Annotated in this window: 10 protein-coding genes; 5 read left to right on the forward strand and 5 right to left on the reverse strand. The window is 67.6% G+C overall.

What is annotated here, in order from left to right:
- Positions 1-266: 266 nt before the first annotated feature.
- The gene (locus AC3A4T_RS24095; RefSeq protein WP_487677693.1) at positions 267-1055 is read right to left on the reverse strand and encodes a TorF family putative porin; all 789 of its coding nucleotides are present in this window, start codon (positions 1053-1055) and stop codon (positions 267-269) included.
- A gap of 310 nt (positions 1056-1365) precedes the next feature.
- On the opposite strand from AC3A4T_RS24095, the gene AC3A4T_RS24100 reads away from it, so the two are divergent.
- From AC3A4T_RS24100 to AC3A4T_RS24120, 5 genes are all read left to right on the forward strand, one after another.
- A complete protein-coding gene (locus AC3A4T_RS24100) occupies positions 1366-2514 on the forward strand; it encodes a polyamine ABC transporter substrate-binding protein (RefSeq protein ID WP_487677694.1) in 1149 nt (382 codons plus the stop codon).
- 82 nt (positions 2515-2596) lie between these two features.
- The gene (locus AC3A4T_RS24105) at positions 2597-3685 is read left to right on the forward strand and encodes an ABC transporter ATP-binding protein (protein WP_487677705.1); all 1089 of its coding nucleotides are present in this window, start codon (positions 2597-2599) and stop codon (positions 3683-3685) included.
- A 137-nt stretch (positions 3686-3822) separates the two neighbouring features.
- Positions 3823-4680, forward strand: coding sequence for an ABC transporter permease subunit (locus AC3A4T_RS24110; RefSeq protein WP_487677706.1), 858 nt, complete (start codon positions 3823-3825; stop codon positions 4678-4680).
- Positions 4681-4709: 29 nt separating this feature from the next.
- A complete protein-coding gene (locus tag AC3A4T_RS24115) occupies positions 4710-5492 on the forward strand; it encodes an ABC transporter permease subunit (RefSeq protein ID WP_487677707.1) in 783 nt (260 codons plus the stop codon).
- Between the two features lie 761 nt (positions 5493-6253).
- On the forward strand, positions 6254-6751 hold the full coding sequence (locus AC3A4T_RS24120; protein WP_487677695.1) for a hypothetical protein: 498 nt from the start codon (positions 6254-6256) through the stop codon (positions 6749-6751).
- A gap of 146 nt (positions 6752-6897) precedes the next feature.
- On the opposite strand, the gene AC3A4T_RS24125 is transcribed toward AC3A4T_RS24120, so the two are convergent.
- The 4 genes from AC3A4T_RS24125 to AC3A4T_RS24140 form a co-directional block, all read right to left on the reverse strand.
- The gene (locus AC3A4T_RS24125; RefSeq protein WP_487677696.1) at positions 6898-8223 is read right to left on the reverse strand and encodes a substrate-binding domain-containing protein; all 1326 of its coding nucleotides are present in this window, start codon (positions 8221-8223) and stop codon (positions 6898-6900) included.
- Positions 8224-9183: 960 nt separating this feature from the next.
- Positions 9184-21192: a filamentous haemagglutinin family protein gene (locus AC3A4T_RS24130; RefSeq protein WP_487677697.1), complete on the reverse strand. Its 12009-nt coding sequence runs from the start codon at positions 21190-21192 to the stop codon at positions 9184-9186.
- Between the two features lie 355 nt (positions 21193-21547).
- Positions 21548-21904 carry a hypothetical protein gene (locus AC3A4T_RS24135; protein WP_487677698.1) on the reverse strand — a complete coding sequence of 119 codons (357 nt, stop codon included), beginning with the start codon at positions 21902-21904 and terminating at the stop codon, positions 21548-21550.
- Positions 21901-22791 carry a hypothetical protein gene (locus AC3A4T_RS24140; RefSeq protein WP_487677699.1) on the reverse strand — a complete coding sequence of 297 codons (891 nt, stop codon included), beginning with the start codon at positions 22789-22791 and terminating at the stop codon, positions 21901-21903. The genes AC3A4T_RS24135 and AC3A4T_RS24140 overlap by 4 nt, the downstream gene beginning before the upstream one ends.
- Positions 22792-22807: the final 16 nt, after the last annotated feature.

Below are 22807 nucleotides of genomic sequence, written 5' to 3' on the forward strand. Positions count from 1 at the left end.
GCGGGCACGCGCCACACGGGACATCCTGTCCCGGTGGCGCGCGGCGCACATCCATGTGCGCCGCCCTTCGGGTGTGCGTTTGCTAACGCGAGTTACAAGCCTCGCAGCGCTGGTAGTGATACCTGAAATGAAGCAAAAGCCACATGGCCTACCTGTAGGAGCGGCGCGAGCCGCGACCGTAGGAACACAACTACGTCGCAACCTGCCTCATGCCGGCAATGCAACGCTATTCGGAACAATGCCACACCGGCACGCCATCATATCCCTCAAAACTCCCAACCGACCAGCAACGTCACCTTGCCATCCGCCAACGTCGCGTCATCCAACGCCTCCGATAATTTCGGCCCATAACTGGACGTATCGGTGTACTGCAACTCCGCCTTGACCGGACCGAACTCGCGCGTCACACCCAACAGATAGTCGTTGTAACTGTCGCCCGCCGCGTCCTGCAGATCGTAGTGACCGACCTGCGCCTTCAACCCGAAACCGCTGTCGCCCAACGGCCATTCGCCGCCCGCGTTCCAGTAATACCCCTTGCCTCCCAGACCGAAGATGTCCGGCGAATACGCCAGGCCGACGTGGTAGTGCTCGGCGAAACTCAAGGTGCCTTCGAGTTCGGTGTAGTCGTAATCGAACCCCTTGCGCGCGCCCGGGTATGCGGCGCGGGTCAGGACCAGGTCCAGTTCCAGCCCGGGGCGCAGTTCGCCGGACCAGCCGAGGTAGCCGTCGAGTTCGTAATCGATGCCGTCGTCCTCTTCGCCCGCGCCGGTGAAGTCGATGCTCGACGCCCACAGGCCGACATAGAAGCCGCTGCTGTGCTCTAGGTTGATCTCGGCCTGCACGGCGGGATCTTCCTGGGTCTGCGACACGCCGCGCCAGACGTAGTCGCTCATCGCGGTGACGCTGCCGCGGACCGACCATGGGGCATCGGCGCTTGCGGGGTCAGCGGGCGGGTCGTCCTGAGCCAGGACCGGCAACGGCAGCAACCACGATGCGAGCGCGATGGCCCGCGCCGCGATGGCGAAGGGGGAACGGTTGTGTGGGCGGATCGGCATCACAGTTCTCCCCGAACGGTGGTGGTGGGCTTGGACAGGTGGCTAGGCAGACGATAACGCAGCCATTGGTTTGCGTGCGTGGGACGCGGTTGGGGTTTAGGCGGGCGCAGCGTTTTGCTGCGGCGCGCCCCCTCACCCCAACCCCTCTCCCGCAGGCGGGAGAGGGGCTCTTTTATCGCGCGTGCTCGGTGAAGAAGAGCGAATGAAGCGAAGCCCGCGCCCTAACCGCCATTCCGGACCCGAATCGCATTGACACCGTGCGCCCCCGCTCCGAACATCCCCGCAACGCCTCGTTGCTCCGGAGTTCGCCGTGATCCTGCGCCTCGCCCCGCTCGCCTGCGCCCTGCTGCTGACCGCCTGCGGCGGCGGCAAGCCGTCCGATGCCCCAACGGCCGCCACGCCGGCCGGCGCGGAGGAGAAGGTGCTCAACGTCTACAACTGGTCGGACTACGTCGCCGACGACACGGTCAAGAATTTCGAGACCGCCAACGGCATCAAGGTCAATTACGACGTCTACGACGCCAACGAAACCCTGGAAAGCAAGCTCAGCGCCGGCGCATCGGGCTACGACGTGGTGTTCCCGTCGGCGCGGCCGTTCGCGCAGCGCCAGGTCAAGGCCGGGATGTACGCCGCGCTCGACAAGAGCAAGCTCAAGAACTGGAATCACCTGGACCCGCAGCTGCTGCAAAACCTCGCCGCGATCGATCCGGACAACGCTCACCTGGTGCCGTACATGTGGGGCACCACCGGGCTGGGCATCAACATCGACAAGATCAAGGCCGCGCTCGGCGCCGACGCGCCGCTGGATTCGTGGTCGCTGCTGTTCGATCCGGCCAACGCCGCCAAGTTGCAGAAGTGCGGCATCACCGTGCTCGACGACGATCAGGAAACCTTCGGCGCGGCGCTGATCTGGCTCGGCCGCGATCCCAACGCCGGCGCCGCCGACGAGATCGACGCGGTGCGCAAGGTCTACAGCGCGATCCGCCCGTACGTGCGCACCTTCAACAACGCCGAGTACAAGGACGCTTTCGCCAACGGCGATGCCTGCCTGGTGATGGGCTATTCGGGCGACATCGCCCAGGCCAGCACCGACGCCTTCGATGCGGCCAAGAAAGCCGGGCAGCCGGCGCCGAACCTGCGCTTCGTGATTCCGAAGGAAGGCGCGATCCGCTGGGTCGACGTGATCGCGATCCCGAAGGACAGCAAGCACCTCGGCAACGCCCATGCCTTCATCGACTATCTGCTCGATCCCAAGGTCGCCGCCGCGATCAGCAACCATGTCGCCTACGCCAGCGCCAACAAGGACGCGACCGCGCTGGTCGACCCGGCGATCGCCCAGGATGTCGGCGTGTATCCGCCGGAAAACGTGCGCGCGAAATTGATCGACCCCAAGAGCCTGCCCGAAGACGTGCAACGCCAGCGCGTGCGCGCCTGGACCAGCATCAAGAGCGGGCACTGAGCGCGTGAGCGTCCCCACGCCCCGCTCCGCCGCGACACCCGCCGCGCTCGAACCCTGGCGCGACCCGGCCGCGCAGCCGTTCGTGCGCATCGAGGGCGTGACCAAGACCTTCGGCAAGGTCTACGCCTGCGACGATATTTCCCTGGACGTGTACCGCGGCGAGTTCTTCGCCCTGCTCGGCGGCTCGGGTTCGGGCAAGAGCACGCTGTTGCGGGTGCTGGCCGGGTTCGAATCACCCGATCGCGGACGCGTGCTGATCGACGGCGTCGACGTGACCGATCTGCCGCCGTATCAGCGGCCGGTCAATATGATGTTCCAAAGCTATGCGCTGTTCCCGCACATGAGCGTGGCGCAAAACATCGCGTTCGGGCTCAAGCATTCCAGCGGCGCCGACCGGCTCGGCGCGGGCGAGATCCGCGATCGGGTGCAGGCGATGCTGGAACTGGTGCGGATGCCGCAGCTCGGCAATCGCCGGCCCGATCAATTGTCGGGCGGACAACGTCAACGCGTGGCCTTGGCGCGCGCATTGGCCAAACAACCGAAGTTGTTGCTGCTCGATGAGCCGCTCGGCGCGCTGGATAAAAAGCTGCGCGAGCACACTCAGTTCGAATTGGTCAGCATCCAGGAAAGAGTCGGCACGACCTTCATCATGGTTACCCACGACCAGGAAGAAGCGATGACCATGTCCTCGCGCATCGCGGTCATGGACGCCGGCCGCATCGTCCAGGTGTCGACCCCGGCGGTGCTGTACGAATACCCGTCGACGCGGTTCGTCGCCGAGTTCATCGGCGGCATCAACCTGCTCGATGGCCGCGTGCTCGGTCACGAGGAAAGTAATCTGCGTATTCAATGCGACGAAGTCGGCGGCGAACTGCTCGCGCGCCATCCCGATCCGTTGCCGGAAGGCACCGCGGTCGGCATCGCGGTGCGGCCGGAAAAGATCGACGTCCACGAGACCCGACCCGAGGGCATGGACAACGTGGTGGTCGGCAAGGTCCGCGATATCGCCTACCTGGGCGATGTGTCGGTCTATCACGTACAGACCGAAGCCGGCGCGATCGTGCGGGTGCAGGAGACCCATGTCGCGCGCAGCTCCGAGCCGCATTACGACTGGGACGATACCTTGTGGTTGTCGTGGGATGCGGCCAGCGCGGTGGTGTTGACGTCGTGAGCGCTCGCGAGCAAAAGCGCGACTCGGGGGCCTGGGGGTTCTGGGCGGATGTCGTTTATAACCTCTTCGGGTGGTTCCGCGCGGTAGGCGACGAATTCCGCACCCGGCGCGGACGCTTCGTGGTCACCGCGATCCCGATGCTGTGGCTGGCGCTGTTCTTCTGCGTACCGTTCCTGATCGTGCTGAAGATCAGCTTCGCCCAGGCGGTGTTCGGGCAAGTGCCGCCGTATACGCCTCTGCTGGAAACCAGCGCCGACGGCGCGACCTCGCTGCGCCTGCACGCGTCCAACTACGCCGCCTTGCTGGCCGATCCGCTGTATATCGCCGCGTATCTGAAGTCGCTGCTGTTCGCCTCGGTCTCGACTCTGTGCTGTTTGCTGCTGGGCTATCCGATCGCTTACGGCATCGCGCGCGCGCCGCGCAGCCTGCGTTTGTTGCTGCTGGTGCTGGTGATCCTGCCGTTCTGGACCAGTTCGCTGCTGCGCACCTATGCGCTGATCGGGCTGCTGCGCGCCAACGGCGTGATCAGCCAGGCGCTGGCCGCGGTCGGCATCGTCGAGCCGGGCCAGGCGGTGCTGCATACCGACCTCGCGGTGTACATCGGCATCGCTTACAACTACCTGCCCTTCATGATCCTGCCGCTCGCGGCGACCTTGATCCGCCTGGATTTCACCTTGCTCGAAGCCGCCGCCGACCTCGGCGCGAAACCCTGGCAGGCGTTCGTGCGGGTGACCTTGCCGCTGTCGTTCCCGGGCATTCTGGCCGGCACCTTGCTGGTGTTCATCCCGGCGGTCGGCGAGTTCGTGATTCCCGACGTGCTCGGTGGCCCCGACGCGCTGACCATCGGCCGGGTGCTGTGGACCGAGTTCTTCACCAACCGCGACTGGCCGCTGACCGCGGCGATCGCGGTGGCGATGCTGCTGTTGATCGTGCTGCCGACCTTGTTGTTCGAATACGTCGAGAACCGGCGCGTCGCGCGCGAGGCGCAGTCGTGAAGCGGCGGCCGTTCGCGCTGTACACGCTGATGGCGCTGGGCTATGCGTTCTTGTACCTGCCGATCGTGTCGGTGATCGTGTACTCGTTCAGCGGCTCGGACCGCGCCACCACCTGGGGCGGGTTCTCGCTGCAGTGGTACGGCGCGCTGCTGCGCAACGAGCAGATTCTGGAGGCGGCGCAGCGCAGCCTCACGATCGCGGCGATCTCAGCCACCGCCGCGGTCGCGCTGGGCACCGCGAGCGGCCTGGCCTTGTCGCGCTTCGGCCGGTTTCCTGGGCGCGGGCTGCTGAGCCTGATGAATTCGGCGCCGATGGTGATGCCGGACGTGATGCTCGGCCTGTCCTCGCTGCTGCTGTTCGTCGGCTTGCAGCAGATCTTCGGCTGGCCCGAGCGCGGCATGACCACGATCACCCTCGCCCACATCACCCTGACCGCCTGCTACGTCACCGTGGTGGTGCGTTCGCGCATGACCTCGATGGACGCCAGCCTGGAAGAAGCGGCGATGGACCTGGGCGCGAAACCGTGGCGGGTGTTCTTCGTCATAACCCTGCCGTTGATCGCGCCGGCCTTGCTGGCGGGTTGGCTGCTGGCCTTCACCTTGTCGCTGGACGATCTGGTGATCGCGAGCTTCACCTCCGGGCCGGGTTCGACCACGCTGCCGATGCTGGTGTATTCGAAGGTCAAGATCGGGGTGACCCCCGAGATCAACGCGCTGACCACGATCATCGTGGTGCTGGTGGCGACCGGCGTCAGCCTGGCCGGGGTGCTGATGCATCGGCGCGAGCGGAGCCTGGCGCGGCTACGCGATTGAGTCCGGAGCGTCGGGCTAGCCCGTGTAGGAGCGGCGTGAGCCGCGACTGCGACATCGCAACTGCGATGAAACCTTCGGCGTAACCGAAGTCCCGCGGTCGCGGCTCACGCCGCTCCTACAGGGGATTACGTGGATTCGGGCTCGCCTTGTAGGAGCGGCGTGAGCCGCGACTGCGACAGCGCAACTGCGATGAAACCTTCGGCGTAACCGAAATCCCGCGATCGCGGCTTGCGCCGCTCCTACAGGGGATTACGTGGATTCGGGCTCGCCTTGTAGGAGCGGCGCGAGCCGCGACCAACCGAAGAGGCCGAATACCACTCGACCCACCGAAGCCGTAACGCCCGACAAGCTTTCGCTACAGTGCTCGGAGCCAGCCGGCGTCGGACGCGTCGCTTGCGTACGTAACTTCGGTTGGTCGCGGCTCACGCCGCTCCTACAGGTGGATTGCGTGATTTCGCCACAACGCCGGCCCTACCCCGAAACCCGCAAATAAATCCATGCGCCGGCACCGGGTTCACGCGCATGCAACAGCGCCGACACGTGAAGCTGTTCTCCTATCGGTGGGGAAAGGAACGCCCGCGACACTTTCAGCATTGCAGGCCGCCGCCGTCCGGCACGACGCGCGCCTTGGCCGTCCATCTGCATTCGATCTGCGGCCGCCGCATTCACGTCCGGCCGTGCACGGCGTCTCCTCGACCCGCGGATGTCGCACATCCGTGCCGGATTCATCCCAACTTTCACGCTTTCATGGAGAGACACAAATGGATTACCTCAACCGCGCGATCGGCGCGAAACTGCTGTTGACCGCCGCGATGCTGGCCGTGAGCGTGTTCGCCGCGCCGCAAGCCCGCGCCGAAGCCAGCTGCAGCACGGTCAGCTTCTTCCCGGGCGTCGTGCAGGTGTACGGCAGCGTCAACGCCAATGCCGGCGTGTCGGAATCGAAGTTCTGCACCACCACCTTCGCCTGCCCCAAGAGCTCGCGCAAGGTCGAAGTGTTCGGCGCCGGTCTGGCGTCCTCGCCCGATTCGGTGGTCGCGGTCGACAACAGCGCGCTGCTGAGCACCGGCGACGAAATCTCGGCCAACTGCCAGACCGCGACCGTGAGCAGCGGCCGCAAGGGCACCGTCAGCACCTGCAACGCCAGCGCGCAGAGCACGCCGACCCAGGGCAGCAGCGATACCTCGCAGTGCTCGCTGTTCATCGACACCCCGGCCGGTACCCGCGCGGGCGCCAACGCGACCTGCTTCTGCGGTACCTGATGCCTTAGCGGTTACCGCGCGATAGCGAAGCAAACCGCAACAAGACGTCCGCCCAAAGAAAAAGCTCCCCGATGCGACCGGGGAGCTTTTTTTATTGCGCGACCGCCCACGCGCGGCGGCGGATCCATCCGCCGCCGCGCCCGCGATCAGTTGATGCAGCTGTTGATCGAGGAAACGACCGAGCTGCGGAACAGCGCGTTGCCGTCGACGTAGGCATAACCGGTCGGCAGGGCCGGACGGTTGGTGGTGTCGTAGAACAGCTTGAACAGGTTCTTGATCGGGGTGATCTTCGCCGCGCCGTTACCGGCGTAGTAACCGGCGACGTAGGTGATCGCGACGATCGGGTAGGCGCTGGAGATCGGCGCGGTCGGGCTGACCAGACGCAGGCAGTTCTTGGCGGCGGCCGGAGCCGAGCCCGGAACGGCGGCGGTGGTGGCGCCGTTGAGCACCTGGCCCGACAGCAGGTTGCCCGGGGTGATGCTGATCGACGCCGGCAGCGTGGCCGGGTCGAAGCCGTTGACGCTGGCGTACATCACGCCCTGCGACAGCACTTCGGCGATGTCGGCGTAGCCGAGCGCGTCGGTGGTGGTCTTGACCTTCGAGACCACGCCGCTGTTGCCGTTCTGCGGCGAGACGGCGGCATACGCCGGCAGGCTGCCGGCCTGGGTGACGGCGGCGGCGAAGCTCTGGTCGGGCTTGAAGTAACCGGCGGCGACACCGAACTTGCCGTTGCACTGGGCGGCCAGGTAGCTGGTGAACGCGAACGAGGTGCCGCTGCCGTCGCTGCGGTAGGCGATCGTGATCGGGTGCGGCGAACCGCTCAGGGTCAGGCCCAGGCGCGAGTCGGCCCAATCGGTGATCTGCGCCGAATAGATCTGGCAGATCTGCTGGGTGGTCAGCGCGACCGAGGTCAGACCGGTGGCGGCGTTGTCCTTGAACGGCAGGGCGATGGCGCCGGCGATGGTCGGGATCTGCACGATCGCGGTGCGGGTCGACGACACGTTGGTGTTGAAGGTGTTGTAGTCGGCGGTGCTGATCGGCGAGTCGGTGCCGATGAAGTCCGGCGCGGTGCCGAGCGCGCTGAAGCCGGTGGCCGCGGCGCTGGAGGCGTCGCCGCAGCTGCCGCTGGCGACCAGGGTGTCGTTGTTCAGCACCTTCTTGCCGGTGCCGCTGCCGGTCTGGCAGTAGGAAACCGCGTCGCTGGTGAACAGGGTGCGGTACTTGGCGAACACCGGAACGTTGCTGCCGGTCGAATTGCCCAGACCGGCGACGTTGAAGCCGACGGCCGGCGCGGTGATCGCGGCGTCGCGCGACAGGCGCGCCTTCGGGGTCAGCGAGTTGTACAGGTCGCCGACATACGCCGGCGCCGGAAAGGTGGCGCCACCGGCGTACAGGTCGGCCGCGGTCGCCGAACCGGCGGCCATGAGAACGCTGACAGCCAGCAGGCTGATATGAAGCTTGTTGCGATGCACGAGACTTCTCCTTGTTGGGTTTACGGGCACTTGCCCGCGAATCAATCCAATCGATGCGGTGCGTCCATCAAGAACTTCTTGACGCCGGCACACGATGCGCGCGGCGTATGCCATGGCGACGACTGCGCAAGTAAGAATTTGTGACATGGCCAAAAGGCATGCGCGACGCGGAGTTAGCCGCGCGAATTCGTTTTCGATTCGCAAGTGCTAAGCATTTGTGTCGATGCGGATGGCGTCGGTTACTCAGATGACAAGCGCGATGCGCAATGCATCACAGTGCATTCACGCGTATCGCTGGGTTGGATGCGACTGTCATGTCTCGACGCGTTGAGATGACGGCGTGCGCGATTTGATTCGATGTCATCGACGGTGGATTGCGATGCGTTCGTCTTGGTTTATGCGTGCGGTTTGTTGCGTGATGATTCGGATGTGCAACGTTGTGCGTGCGTGGTTGATCGCCGCCAGTAAAGATTTCATTGGCGCCATTGCAATGCCGATTCACGATGCCCCCTGTAGGAGCAGCGTAAGCCGCGACCGCGGGATCGGGCCTACGCCGCAAGTTACGTCGTAGTCGCGTTGTCGAGGTCGCGGCTTACGCCGCTCCTACAGGAATGAATCGAAACTTTCGTTCTTTATCGGGGTGAGGCATGTTGTGATTGTGCATCACGTTTTCAATGAGCATTGCATCGCCTTTGTATCGACGATTGAAAAGCCTCGCGAAGATCTTTCACGCAAGCTCCCTGCAGGAGCCGCGCGAGCCGCGACCGCGGGGTCGCGCCTGCGTCGAAGGTTTCGCCGTAGTTGCGTTGTCGCGGTCGCGGCTTACGCCGCTCCTGCAGGTAGGCATCGCCGCTTTCGCGTACGCATACAAACAAAAAGGGGCGGCCTGCTGGCCGCCCTTCTCATGTCACTCGAACGCCGCGCCGCAAGCAATATGCCCGCGGCCGCGCAACCCATTCGCTACGGCGAATTCACGCAACGCGGATCGTCCACCCCGCAGGTGCCGAAACCGATCACCTGCACCGAGATCAACGCCGGGATATCGCGAGTGGCCAACGCCGGTCGCTGCCCGGCCATGTCCTGGGCGACCGCGTCGACGCCGGAACTCGCCGAGGACGCCGCCGACAAGGCGCCGGTGTCGACGCCGCGCGCGACCGGGATGCCGATCGAATCGCCGTCGACCTGGATGTTGTCGGCGTTGGCCACGGTCTGCGCGGCGACGATCAGATTGCCGCTGATGCGGATGCCGGCGTCGCCCGCGTCGATGGTGCCGCGCGGCGCGACCAGCACCGCGTCGCCGGCCTTCGCGCCGGGCACGGTCTGCAGGGTCGCGATGCCGGCGCCGCTGACCAGGCCCTTGGCGTCGATCCGGCAGTTGTGGTCGATATCGCACACGTAGCGCACCGGCGGTTTGTCCGACGAGGTCTTGGCGCCCTTGCCGGCGTTGATGTCGCCGTTGGAGCTCCAGATCAGCAGGTCGCCGCCGCGCTGGGTGAAGATGCGGCTCTGCGCGAGCAGCACGCTGCGATCGGCGAACAGACCGATATCGCCGATGTCCAGGGTCAGGATGCCCTGCTGGTTCGGACCGATCACCACCGCGCCCTGATTGTTCACCACCATCGGCGGCGCGGCCACGCTGCCGACCTGGATATCGCCGCCCGGGCCGAGGATGCGGATATCGCCGCCCTGCTGGGTCTGCAGGGTCGAACCGCGCATGTCGAGCTGGCCGGTCGACACGGGTTTCTCGGCGCCGTTCTGCCCGCCTTCGAGCTGATTGGCGGTATAGCTCAACGCGGCCGGGAACAAGGTGTTGATCGCGCGATAACCGGCGGCGTACTTGCCGAACTCGGGGCTGGCCGGGTCCTTGTTGTCGCGGCCGGCGCGCTTGAGCACATCGAGGAAGACCTTGTCGACCAGACGCTGCTGCACCGCTTCGGGCTGCTGCGCGAACGCCTGCCAGGCCTGCTCGGCGTTGAGCGCGGGCGCATCGCCGCCGGCAGTGCCGTTGCGATTCAACTCGTCTTGACGCAGTTGCTGCATGTAGGCGATCAGCAACGTCGAATACGAAGCCGCATCGGCGCTCGAAGGATCGAGATAGCGCTGCGCGAACGCCCGCGTGTTGACGCCCGGCGCGACACCGAAGCGCACCACCAGGTCCGCGCCCTGGAACGGCAGGCCGGCGTTGTCGCGATTGCCGATGCTGCGGATGCCGCCGCCGTCGGGCTTGAGCTGATTGTTGGCGTAGGCCTCATTGGCCGAAGTCAACGGTCCGAGGTCGCGACCGGTCTGCACTTCGAACGTACCCGGCCCGCCGACCTGCAACCACGATTGCGAAGTCTTGAACGCGCCGTTGCCGCGCGCCAGCGGCCGGTAGTACAGATCGCGGCCGGCGAGGATGCGGGTGGCATCGGAGGCGCGATAGTTCTGCCCGCGGAAATCCAGATCGACGATGTCGCGGCCGGCGCGCACCGTGGCCGGCTTGGGCAGATCGATTCGCAAGGTGTTGAGGCTGGAGCGTTCGCTCTGGATGCCGCCGAGAATGTCGCCGAGCGCGTAGATCCGCACCAGTTCGGCATCGTCGCGATGCAGGTTGGCGCGCTGGTTGCGATCGGGTTCGAAGCGATCGATCAAGGCGTAGTCGAACGCGGTTTCGCCCGGCAGGCTGGCCAGTTGCCGGAACGGCGACGGCATCCAGTCCGGATCGATATCGAGCATGCGCAAGGTATCGACCAGCGGGAACTGATCCGACAGCAGATGCAGGTCGCCTCCGGCCAACAGGCTGAGCTGGCTGCGCGCCGACGGGAACAACTGGCCGCCGTTGTGCAGGCTCAGATCGCCCGCGGCCGCGCTCAGCGACAGCCGTGACGGCAGCACCTGGGCGAAGATCGGGTTGTCGTGGATCTCGTACGGCGCCTGCGCGCGCGAGGTGCTGCGGTTGCCGTAGGCGAACAGCACGTCGCCGAGGCTGAGCGTGTCGAACGACAGATCGCCGGCCACCGAGGTCACGCTGAGCTGGGTGTCGCGGCCGTAGGACTGCGAGTCGGCAACGTTCTCGGGCAGGCGCGCGTACGACGGATTGAGCACGCGGCCGATTTCCACGTCCTGCGCGCCGGTGACCCGCCAGTTGGCGTCCTGCATCGCCAGGATCGGCGCGACCGCGCTGCGCATGCGGCTGGCGACGGCGGAGATGTTGTCGATGAACACCAGCGCGTCCAGATCGAAGGCCGAACCGATGCGGCCGCCGGCGTTGATTTCGCCCTCGCCCTTGGCGACGAAGAAATCGCCGCCGAGCAGATCGCGGCCGGCGTCGACGCGGATATCGCCGCCGCCGAACAGACGCAGTGCGTTGCCGTCCTTGATCCAGGTGGTCGGCGCCGAAGCCGACACTTCGCGGATATCACGGCCGGCGCTGATCTCGATATCGCCGCCGACACTGAGCAGGCCCTGAGCGAAGCCGCCGAAGTTGATCGAGGTCGACAGCAGCGTGCGCTGGTCGTCGGCGAGCACGTTGCCGGTCTGCATCCACGGCCACCAGTACTGGCCGAGGTAACTGCCGGCGTTGCCGCTGCGGCTGCCGGCCGCATCGTCGTAGATCTGCCGGTTGCCGACGATATCGCGGCCCGCGCGCAGGCCGATATCGCCGGCCGCTTCGGGATTGACCGGGCCGGTGACGATCACGTCGAGCGCGGTGTTCGAGGCGGATTGATTGGAGTCCACCGTCGGGCGCGAACGATCGGCCGTGGTGCCCTCGCCCGGACGACCGGCGGTGTAGACGCTGGCCGGCGCGTCGCGGTCGGCGAAGCGAATGTCGCGCGATGCCGCCAAGTCGATCGCGCCGGTGCCGGTGCGCAGCATGTTCGGCATCAGCAGTTCACGCTTGCCGTTCTGCAGCAAGGTGGTGTGGCCGTCGAACGTCAGGTCGGCGTTCTGATCGCCGCGCACCGCGCCCGGCGCGACGCTGGAGAAATCCGCGCCAGCAATGAAGCGGTAGCTGCTGCTGTCGCCGCCGGCGAGGATCTTGTCGGCGAACGGCATCGGCTTGAGCGCGGAGGCCTGCAGGCTCGGCGTGCGGTCGGCCGCGGCCGGCACCGGTCCGAGCACCGGCAGCACCGGGCGTTCATTGACGGTCGGGATGATGCCCGGGTCGAACACCTGCTGGGTCAGGCGCAACAGGTAATCGCGATAACCGCTGACGTAGTCGCCGTAACCGGACGGCGAAGTCGGCGGCGCCGGCCCGAGGATCGGCGGATCGGGATCGACCGGGCCGCTGAGCAGGAACTGTTCGATCGCCTTGAGGAAGCTGGTGCCTGGGCCGAACACGTCGTCGAGTTCTGGCGCCGGCTCGGTCAGCATCTTCAGCAGTTCGTCGTATTGGCCGTAGTACTGGCCGATCTCTTCGGAATCGCCGTCGTACTGCACCGGTTCGGGCAGGTACTCGTAGGCGATCGGATCGATCACGCTGAGCGCGTCGGTGTAACGCTGGTGCGAGACCGGATACGAGCCGACCGCGCCGCCGCCGCTGGCGTTATAGTTGTAGAAGCCGTCGGAAATGGTCGCGGCGACTTCAACCTCGCCGTCCGCGCGCAGAGTGAGCACCGGCGCGGCGCCGTTGTAGCGGAAGTCGAGGTTGCCCAGTTCGCCGGAGTTGAGGTTCCAGTTGGTCAACACCCGGATCGCGCCGCCGTTGATGCTCGGATCGGGATTGCGCAGTTCCACGCCGGGACGCGCGCGGAAGTTGGCGACGCCGGCGAAGCGGTCGCCGAAGGCGAAGCCCGGATTGCGCACGAAGCCCATCAAGGTGCCGGGCTGATGTTGCTCGGCGTCGCCGTCGACGTAACCGTAGAAGGTCTGGTGGGCGCGATTGGCTTGATCGGGCGCGAAGAAGTGGCGGTTGAGGTATTGCTGCAATTGTTCGGGCGTGCTCGGCGGTGCCAGGACCACGCCGTTGACGTCGGTCCAGGTGCCCGGCAGCAATTGACCTTGCGCGTCGTACCAGCCGGCCGGATCGACGATGCCGTCGAAGTGCTTGCCGACGGTGCTGTCGTCGTGGGCGTCGGTGGTGCTCCAGACCGCGTACGCTTCCAGCCCGACTTCGCGCGCGCCGACGATGCCCTGCCCGTCCTCGATCACGACATTTACGTCGCCGCCCTGCAACAGCGGCGCGCGCAGATCGACACGACCGCCCGACAGACCGCCGGCGCTGCCGCCACGCACGTCGATCAAGGCATCGCGGCCGACGCGGATGATGCCGGCGTCTTCGCCGCGCACGTTCTGATAACCGTAGTCGGCGTTGAGGGTGCCGTCGGTGACGCCGCCGGTGCCGATCTTCACTTCGCCGCCGCGCTTGTTGGCGGCGCTGCCGTTGGCCAGCAGGCGGCCGTCAATATCGACGCCGTGGCGGCCCCACAGCTCGATCTTGCCGCCGGACGTGCCCGAGGCATCGAGCGTGCCGGCGATACGCACGTGGCCGTTGTCCGCATCGCGAGTGGTCGCATCCGCGCCGCCGTCGGCGGTCAGGCTGATCTCGCGCGCCTTCAGCGTATGCCCGGCCGACAATTGCAGATCGCCGCTGCGGGTGCGCACCGCGACGCGCTGGTTGATGCCGCCGTCGTTCAAGCGCTGCGACAGGCCGTCCAGGTCGAGCGCGGCGCCGACATCGATATCGATGCGGCCGCCGCGGCCCTTGGGCGCCGACCCCTTGAGCGCGCCGAGCAATTCGGCCTCGCGTTCGGGCGCGACGATGCGCAGTTCGCCGGCATCGCCGCCACCGGCGTCGGCCGATACGTCGAGACTGGCGTTGCTCGCCAATCGGATCGCGCCATGATCGGCCTGCAATTCGATGCGGCCGCCCGGCGAGTACACGGTTTGATCGAAGATCGTCTTCGGCACCGCCGAGGTGTCGATCGCCGCGCCGTCGTCGAGGCGCAGATCGCCGCTGCGCGCATGCAGGCCGACCTTGCCGGAATTGGCCCGGATCAAGGCGTTGCCGCTGATGCTGGCGCCGTCGAGCTGGATCGCGCCGCCCTGCGGACGCGCGCTGCCGGCGTCGCCGGCGCTGCGCGCGAGCGCGATCGCCCCGGTCGTGCGCAGGGTGTTGTCGGCGCCGGCGTCGGCCTGGATCAGCGGTGAGCGCAGGCTCAGCGAAGCCGCGCCGAAATCGAAGTCGCCGCGTTGCTGGACCGCGATCGAACGGTTCGCGTCGACATTGACCGCGCCGAAGCCGAACAGACGCTTGTCGCCGCCGCCGAACACCACCTCGCCACCGCGCAATTCCAGCACGCCGCTGCCGGACGCATCGGCGTTGGCGGTGCTCGCCGCGCCCAGGTCGTTGCTCAGGCTCAGGCGGTCCGCGCGCAAGCTCACCGTGCCGCCGTCGCCGACAAAACGGCCGGCGCTGAGGCTGAGCTGGCGATCGGTATCCACCGAGATATTGCCGAAGAACGCCATGTCGCCGTAGCTGCGCAGGCTCACCCGTTCGGCCGCGGCGAATTGGGCCAGGGTGTTGCGGCCGATCACGAAGCCTTCATAGTCGCCGTCGTCCTGAGTGAAGGCGATGCGGCCGCTGTTGGCCTGGATATCGCGGCCGCCAAGCGAGGCGCTGGCGTCCACCATGGCCTGGCCGGTGCTGTCGAGGGTCAACGACGCGCCGCCGTCGAGCCGCGCGCCTTCGCCGACCCGCAGCAGCCCGCGCGATTGTTCGAACGCGGGCACGTTGCGGCGCTGCACGTCGACCGCGCCGGCATTGGACACGCGCAGCAGCGCGCCGTCGCCGCTGACCGCGGCGGTGTTGCTCGCGGTGTCGGCGACCGCTCCGATCAATAGCGGACGATCGCTCGCGCCGGCCAACTGGCCGCGCGCCTGGATCACGCTGCCGTCTTCGATCCGCAGGCCTTGCGTGCCGTCGCTGGCGCGCGCGACCAACACGATCTCGGCGCCTTGCAGCGGCGCGGACGCATCGTTGGACACGATCAGGTCGCGGGTGCGCGCGTCGATGCGGGTGCCCTCGCCGGTCTGGCTGCGCACGCCGCCGATCAACAGGCTGCCGGCGCCGAGCTTGCTGAGCTGCTTGGCGTCGAGCTGCACATAGCCGTCGCGCGCGGCCTGCGCATCGCCGCGAATCTGGATCGCGTCGGCGACGATATCGACCTGCGCCGCAGCGCCACCGGCCGCGGCGGCCACGTCGAGGCGCGCGCCGAGCTCCAGCGCGCGCTGCGCGCTGAGCACCAGTTGGCCGCCGTCGCGCGGCAGGTTCGGCGCGATCAGCCCGGCCTTGGCCGCGCGTGCGGCGAAGAACGTGTTCGCGCTGCTGAGCTGGTACTGCGAATAGCGGCCCCAGACCTCGCGCGACTGCACTTCGAAGCGGTTGCTGCGCGCATCGCGCGCGCCGCTGAGCGAATCGACGTAGTAACCGGCGACCACCTGGGTGCCGTCGGGCGCGGTCAGGTTGCGGCTGCTCAGGCTGTCCTGGCCGCCGCTGCGCTGCACCACCCGGAACGCGCCGGGCAAGGTCGCGTAACGGCCCGGCAGCAAGGTGTAGACGCCGTCGGCGAGACCCTGCACGCCGCTGAGATAGACCGACTTGCCGACTTCGCTGCCGACCTGGCCCTGGCTCAGCAACGGATCGCTCGCCGCCAGCGGCGACTGCACGCCGGGCACGACCGCGTACACGCCGCGCTGGTCGGGATACAGATACGCCGCGCTGCCGCTGCCGCCGTCGGCATAACTGGTGCCGACCGCCGACAACACGTCGCGGCTGCCGCCGGTGCCGGCGATCCATTCGAACGCCTGCAGATCGCCGCCGCCGGACAGATCGACGCGCGCGCCATCGTCCAGCGCCAGATCGGCGCCGTCGATGCGCACCTGCCGCGCCGACGGCGCGTTGAGGTTGACTTCGATATCGCTGACGTTCCATTGCAGGCCATCGACGGTCTTGCCGTAGGGCAGCACGCGGCCGTCGAGCGATACCGAGGTCAGACTGCCGGCGCTGAGTTTCACGCTCTGGGTCGGCGTGAGCGCAAGACCGCCAAACAAAGCCAGCGTGTCCGGATCGGTGGCCGCGCCCGCGCCGAGCACGATGCGTCCGCCCGGTGCGCGCAGCACGCCGGCCTGTTCGATATGGCTGGCGTCGAACAACAGCCGTCCGCCGGCCGACAACGGCAGCGCCGCGGCATTGCCGTTGGCTTCGATGCGGATCGTGGTTTCCTCGCGCGGTGCGTTGGCGCCGGCGCCGTTGCGCGCGCCGAGCGCGCGCACGATGAAGGTTTCGCCGCTGGCCGGATACACCTGCGCGGCGGACAAGGTCAGATCGCCCGAGGTCAGCAGTTCGCCGGGCACCTGGCGGGTTTCGCCTGCTACCGCGACGCTCTGGTACTCGGTCGGCGTGTGCAGGCGCAGATCGCCGCGACTGGCGAAGCGCGCGTCGCCGAAATTCTGCAAGGTCACCCGGCCGCCGATATCGATGAAACCGGCGTCGACCGACAGACGCGCGTCGCCCGGACGACCCGGTGCGGTCAAGGCGCGACCGCGCTCGCTGCCGGGCAACAGGCCCTGCAGCGACACGTACGCCGCCGACAGCTTCGCTTCCCCGCTGACCCCACCGGCGACGAACGCGCGCGCGTTCATCATCAAGGCGCGCGACGGCGACAGGTTTACCGCGCCGTCGAACACCACCGAGGTCACCAACGGGCCTCGCGGCAATCCGTCCTCGCCGACGCCGACCAGCAACGTGTCGACGCCGGAACCGTCGAGACGATCGGCGGCGAAATGCATCTTGCCCGACGGCGCGGCCGCGCCCGGTTCGATCGCTTCACCCGGCCGAGCGCCCGCATCCAGGCGACTGCCGTCCTGATGGAACACGATCGCGGTGGTCGCGAGCGGCGCGCGTGAGCCGCTGTTGTCGAGCGGTCGCGTGCTCTGCGCCGCCAACAACTGCACGCTGCCGCCGCGCGCCTGCGCATCGCCGCCGGCGGCATGGATATCGCCATCGAAATACAGACCGGCCGCGGACGACAGCACCAACTCGCCGCCGTCGCTCCACACCGTGCGCGGCGCCAGTGGCGCATCGCCCAAACCTTGGCTATCCGCCGGCAGATCGAACACTGCGCGCGCGCCGGACAGATCCAGTCGCGCGCCCTGCTCGACCACCACGTAACCGCTGTCGCTGCTCAGGCTGATGCGGCCGCCGTCGAGCAGCTTGCCGTCGCGCGGCACCGCGCCGCCTTGCGGCAGCGGGGTCTTGAACGGATCGAGCAAGGCCACGCCCGACACGTCCAGCACTGCGTTCTGACCGACCCACACCGACTTGGAGCCGCGCCAGTAATCGATCGGCGCCGGGCTGTGCGACGGCGACAGACCTTGCACCGAGGTGTCGCCCGACAGCGCGATGCTGCCGCCGTGCGCGGTCACACCGCCGAGCACGGTGAGCTGGCCGCGCGAACCCAGGCGCGCGTCGCCGCCGGCGTCGAGCTGCAGTTGCGCGCCGTCGTCGAGCAGCAAGGTATCGCGCAACTGGTCCAGTTGCGGATGATTGGGCAAGGTGCGGCCGGTCGCGGCGCCGGCTTCGAGGGCGAAGTCGGCGGCGGGACGATGGTAGGTGTCGATCAGGCCGAAGGCGCCGTTGGCGCCGCGGCCGTCGAGGTTCAAACCTGCATACAGATCCGCGCCGGTCGGCAACAGACGCAGCGCTTCGCGGTCAGGCACGAAATTGCGTTGCGAGACCCGCACCGTGGTGTCCGCGGCGATGGTCGCGTCGTGCTGGGCGATCAGGTCGTAGCTGCCGAAATCGCCTTGTTCGAAGAAGCCCGCGTCGAGTTTCAGAGTGCGCGCATCGTCGGCGGCAGTGCCACCGATAGTGCCACCGATCTGGATATCGCGCGCCTGCAGACTCAAGCGGCCGCCGCCGGCCAGACCGCCCGCATGCACGGTCGCATCCTGGAAGCGCAACTGCCCCGCTTCGCCGTCGGCGGCATAGAACGACGCCGGCAGATTGCCGTTGAGCGAATTTTCATCGCCCGCGGCCGGCTGGTAGGTCAGCAGCGCGATGTCGCCGCCGCGGCCGAGCGGCACGCCGTCCTTCTGCGCCAAGCTGCCGTTGGGCAGAATGCGGCCGCCGCCGGACACGTCGAGCACCGCGCCGCGTTCGAGCACGATCGCGCCGCTGGCGTCGCGCAATTCGCCGCCGCTGTTCTGCAGGCGCGAGGTCGTGCTCAGCCGGATGCTGCCGCCGTCGATATGGGCGCCACCGCTGCGTTGCTCAGCGATGCGATCACCGTCGTTGACCCATTGCCCGCGCGTGGACAGGCGCGCGCCCGAACCCACGGTGATGCCGCGGCGTTCGCCGGGCTTGAGTTCGTTGTCGAACTCGGCCGCGGCCGACAGCACGATATCGCCCGACTCGGCCTGCAGACTGCCGTCCACGTTGATGCGCGAACCGCTCAGTGCGATGCGGCCGCCGGCCTGCACCTGCAACTGCGCGTCGGCGGCGACTTCGATGTGGGCGCGCGGATCGTTGAGCTCGACCGTGCCGAAGCCGGCCGCATTGAGCAACTGCGTCGACAGATTGGTAACGCGCGATCCGTCTGCTGCGAATTGCTGCGGCAACGCGGTGTTCATACCGAACCCGGCCGGTGCGTCGTCGCTGCGCGCCGATTGCAGGCGCCAGTCGGTGAACGGGCCGTTGTCGACCGACAGCTTGAACACGCCGCCGCGCGCGAGTTCGCCGCGCTCGATCTGATGGCGGCCGGATTCGGCACCGGCATGGATATCGCCGGCCAGCAGCAGCCCGCTCTCGACCCCGTTGTCCCCGCCGCTCGCGTCCTGCTTCAAGCGGATGCTCAAGGTGCCAGCATCGCCGCCTTCCAGATAATCCGATTCGTAGCGGCGTTCGCGCCCGCCCAGCGGCGAGCCGAACACTTCCTGCACGTCCCAACGCTGATGGTCGAGGGTGTAGGCATCGGCGAACCCGAGATAGTTCTGGCTCGGATCGGCATCGGCGAGGCTGTAGCGGCGGCCATCGGCGCCGAGCAGGCGGCGCGATTCGACCATTCCGCCGAGGTAATGCACGTAGCCGGCGCCGAGTTCCATGGTCGAGCCCGAGCGCGCGATGAACTCCCGGCCGATGACATTGATCGAACCGCCATCGACCAGCATCTGGTCGATCTTGCGCGGCACCTGATCGGCGTAACCGGCGGCGTTGAGCAAGGGGCTGCCGACCCAGGCGCGGCCGTCGTCGGTGACGCCGTGTTCGCGGATATCGAGCTGCACTTTCTGCCGGAACAAACCGCCGCCGCGCAGCAGCGGCGAATCGGCGAGTTCGTTTTCGCCGATGCGTTCGATGGTGACGTAGTGGTCCGACATCGGCCGCTGCACATCGGTCAGGCCGGCGACGTTGAGGGTCGCGCCATGTTCGAGCAATATCCGCGCCGGCGGCGGCTTGACTCCGGCCTGGCGCAGCGCGTCCATGCCGACCAGATCGAGCTTGGCGCCGGGCATCAGCACCAGCGAATTTTCCTGGAAGCGGATCTGCGCGCCGGCCAGGGTCGCGCTCGGAGGCTGGAACGCCTTGTCGGCGCTCGGCGCGGAGGTGGTGGTTTCGCCGTCGCGCTCGGGCAGGATCACGGTCGCCGAATCGCGGCCGAAACTCAGCGAACCGCCGATGCGGTCGGCGAGCTCGGCGGCGGTATTCGCGTCGCTGGCGCGGGTGTGGTTGGCGGCGACGATCGAAATCTTGCCGGGCCGGCTGACCCCGGTGGTGGTGCCGACATAACCGTCCTGACGGATGTCGTGACCGGTCAGGGTCACCTCGCCGCGCTTGCTCGCGATGATGCCGGTGTTGTCGAAGCGGCCGTAACCCAGCGCGGCCGGATCGGTACCGGCGACCGTGCCGATATCGCCGTAACGCAGGCGCAGGTCGTTGCCGCCGCTGGGCTGGCCGGCGCGCGCGCCGATCACGGCGGCCATCTGCACCTGCCCGTCCTCGCCCTGCACGCTGCCGGCGTTACTGATGTTCGGCGCGGCGATCAGCGCGTAGCCGCCGGCCGCGGTCTTGATCTGCGCGCCGGCTTCGATCTTGATGTCGCCGGGCTGGCTCGGCAATGCGCCGCTGCCGTTGTAGTCGACCCGTTCGGAGGTCAGCACGAACGCGTCCTGCGTATCTTGCCGGGCGCGCTGAATGCCTTCGTTGATGAAGATGCGGTTGCTCTTGGCGACGTCGTTGTCGAACAGGTTCAGCGACGACGCCACCAGCGAACGCGTATTGACCTGGCTGCCGCCGCCGAACACCACGCCGTTGCGGTTGAGCAGGTACACGCTGCCTTCTGCCTTGATCCGGCCGAGGATCTGGCTGGGCCGGCCGCTGGGATCGTCGATGCGGTTGAGCGCGATCCAGTCGTTGCCTCCGCTCTGGTTGCCGCCGCGCTGATCGAAATGGACCGTGGTCTGCTTGCCGACGTTAAAGCTTTCCCAGCTCAGGATGGCTTTCTTCTGGGTCTGTTCGATGGTGACCGTGGTGTCGGCGCCGTCGACGCGCTGGGTCGGTGCCTTGGCGCCGAGCCACAGCTTGGACTCGCCCAGGCGCGGATCGTTGGCGAGGATCGCGCCGGGCTCGATGCGCACGCCCGCGGCGATCTTCAGGCCGCCTTCGCCGAGGCCGTTGGGTACGTTGTTGCCGATCTGCGACGCCGCGGCCGCGGCGCGCGCGGCGACCTGGGCCGCATCGAGCGCGCTGCGCACCTGCGCCGCGCGGCCGAACGCGGCCAGCGACTTCTGCGCCGCCTGCTGCGCGCGCACCGACTGCAGCCCCTGCTGCTGCGCCGCGCGCGCCGCCTGCGCGGACGGGTCCAGCCCGCGCCGCGCGAACGGATTGGGATCGGCCTGCGCCGTGCCGCCGATCAACGCCATCGAGATCGCCGCGCTCAGCGCGAGTATGCGCAGCGGACTGGTACGGAAACCACGAACGGGCTTGCGGGTCATGACGGCTTCCTTTGCATACGGCGTGACGGCGCGGCGGGGGTTTCGCGGCGGTGGGGATTGGGTGGTGGGGTTTTCGAGTGGTTGGGCGAAAGCGGTTGCGGTTGTAGTTGCGGTTTCGACTGCACTTGCGGTCGTGATTCAGATAGCGACGCGAGCAGCTTTTGCCCCCTTTGCAAAAGGGGGCGGCGACCGCGCAGCGGACGCGGGGGATTCGCTTTTGCTTTTGCTTTTGTTGTTGCGGTTGCCGTACGCATTAGCTCAAAGCAAAAGCAAATCCCCCCCAGCCCCCCTTTTGCAAAGGGGGGGAAAGCAGGACGCTGACGATTGGCATGGGGCGCGGGCTCGGCCATGACGATCACCGCACCGGTTTCAATGCAGGCGGCGCGAACTGCCGCGCCGGACGCTGCGGCACGACCGACCGGCCGTACTGATCGCCCAAGCGCTGCCGGGTCGCGGCCGGTGTCGCCAGGCCCAGGCCGATCGGTGCGATGCGATCGCCGGTCGGTTCGTCGGCGATCACCGGCGCGACTTTGTCGACCTCGGCCTTGAGTGCTTGATTGAGGCACGACCAGCGCCCCGCTTCGTCGTTGCCGATGCGCACCTGCACGCACGGCGCGCTGACCGGCTTGGATGCCGGCAACAGGCGCTGCTGCGCGCCGGCCGACCCAGCGGTAAGCAACAGGGCTGCAACGAGGGCGCGCCAATGGCTCATCCGCCGCCCGACTTGCCTGTATCGCTGATCCTGTCGCCAGCCATTGCGCCGCCGTCCACCGTGGAACCGGCGTTCAGACCACTGGAAGCATCGGCGTCCGTGTAAGTGGCGGCATTGGCCGCGCGCGCACCCGCATCGCCCGTACACTGCGCCAGTTCATCGCGCTGACGATCGAGCTTGTCCTCGAGCGCGCGCACTTGGTTTTCTTTCTCGACGCGATTGAACCCGAGCGGTCCGAAACCGCGAGCCCGCACGAACGCGATGAAAGCCGGATCGCGATACAGCCCGGCCAGTTCGCGCCCGGTCGCGTACAGCGCCTGGGTGCCGGTCGCGCAACGCGCCGACTGCGCCTGCGCGGCGTCGAGTTGTTTGGCCAGCGCAATACGCTCGGCTTCCTTCTGCTGCGCCAGCTGCGCGGCCTGCTGCTGCGCCGCCTGCCATTTGCTGGCGCTCGCGCGTGCTTCCTCGGATGCGGCCGCGTTCTGTTCGACCTGCCGCTGCAACGCCGCCAGCCGCGCGCCGTCGTCGCGCGCCGCGGGTTTCGCCGCCTGCGCCTTGAGCGCATCGCGTTCGCGCTCGGCCGAGGCGGTTGCAGCCTGCTGCGCGGCCAAGGCCGCTTCGGCAGTGCGCAAGCGCGCGCCAGTGTCGCGCAGCGCATCGCGCAGGCGGGTCTCGTTGGCGGTCTGCGCCTGTGCGCCGGGCGCGAGGAAACACAGCGCCAACGCCAATGACAGGCCGTGCGCGATCGAACGGCGCACGATCCGGCTCGCGTCGTTGACGCGCACCCCGCCCGCAGGCGTACAGGTCACAGCCGCGCCGTTCACCACCGACACCGCATCGCGCCCCACCGGGCCCGACCCACACAGACGCTCAGGACGCAGACTCATCTTCATCGCTCCCGTG

The organism is Lysobacter sp. Soil_N_51 (genome assembly GCF_057655755.1).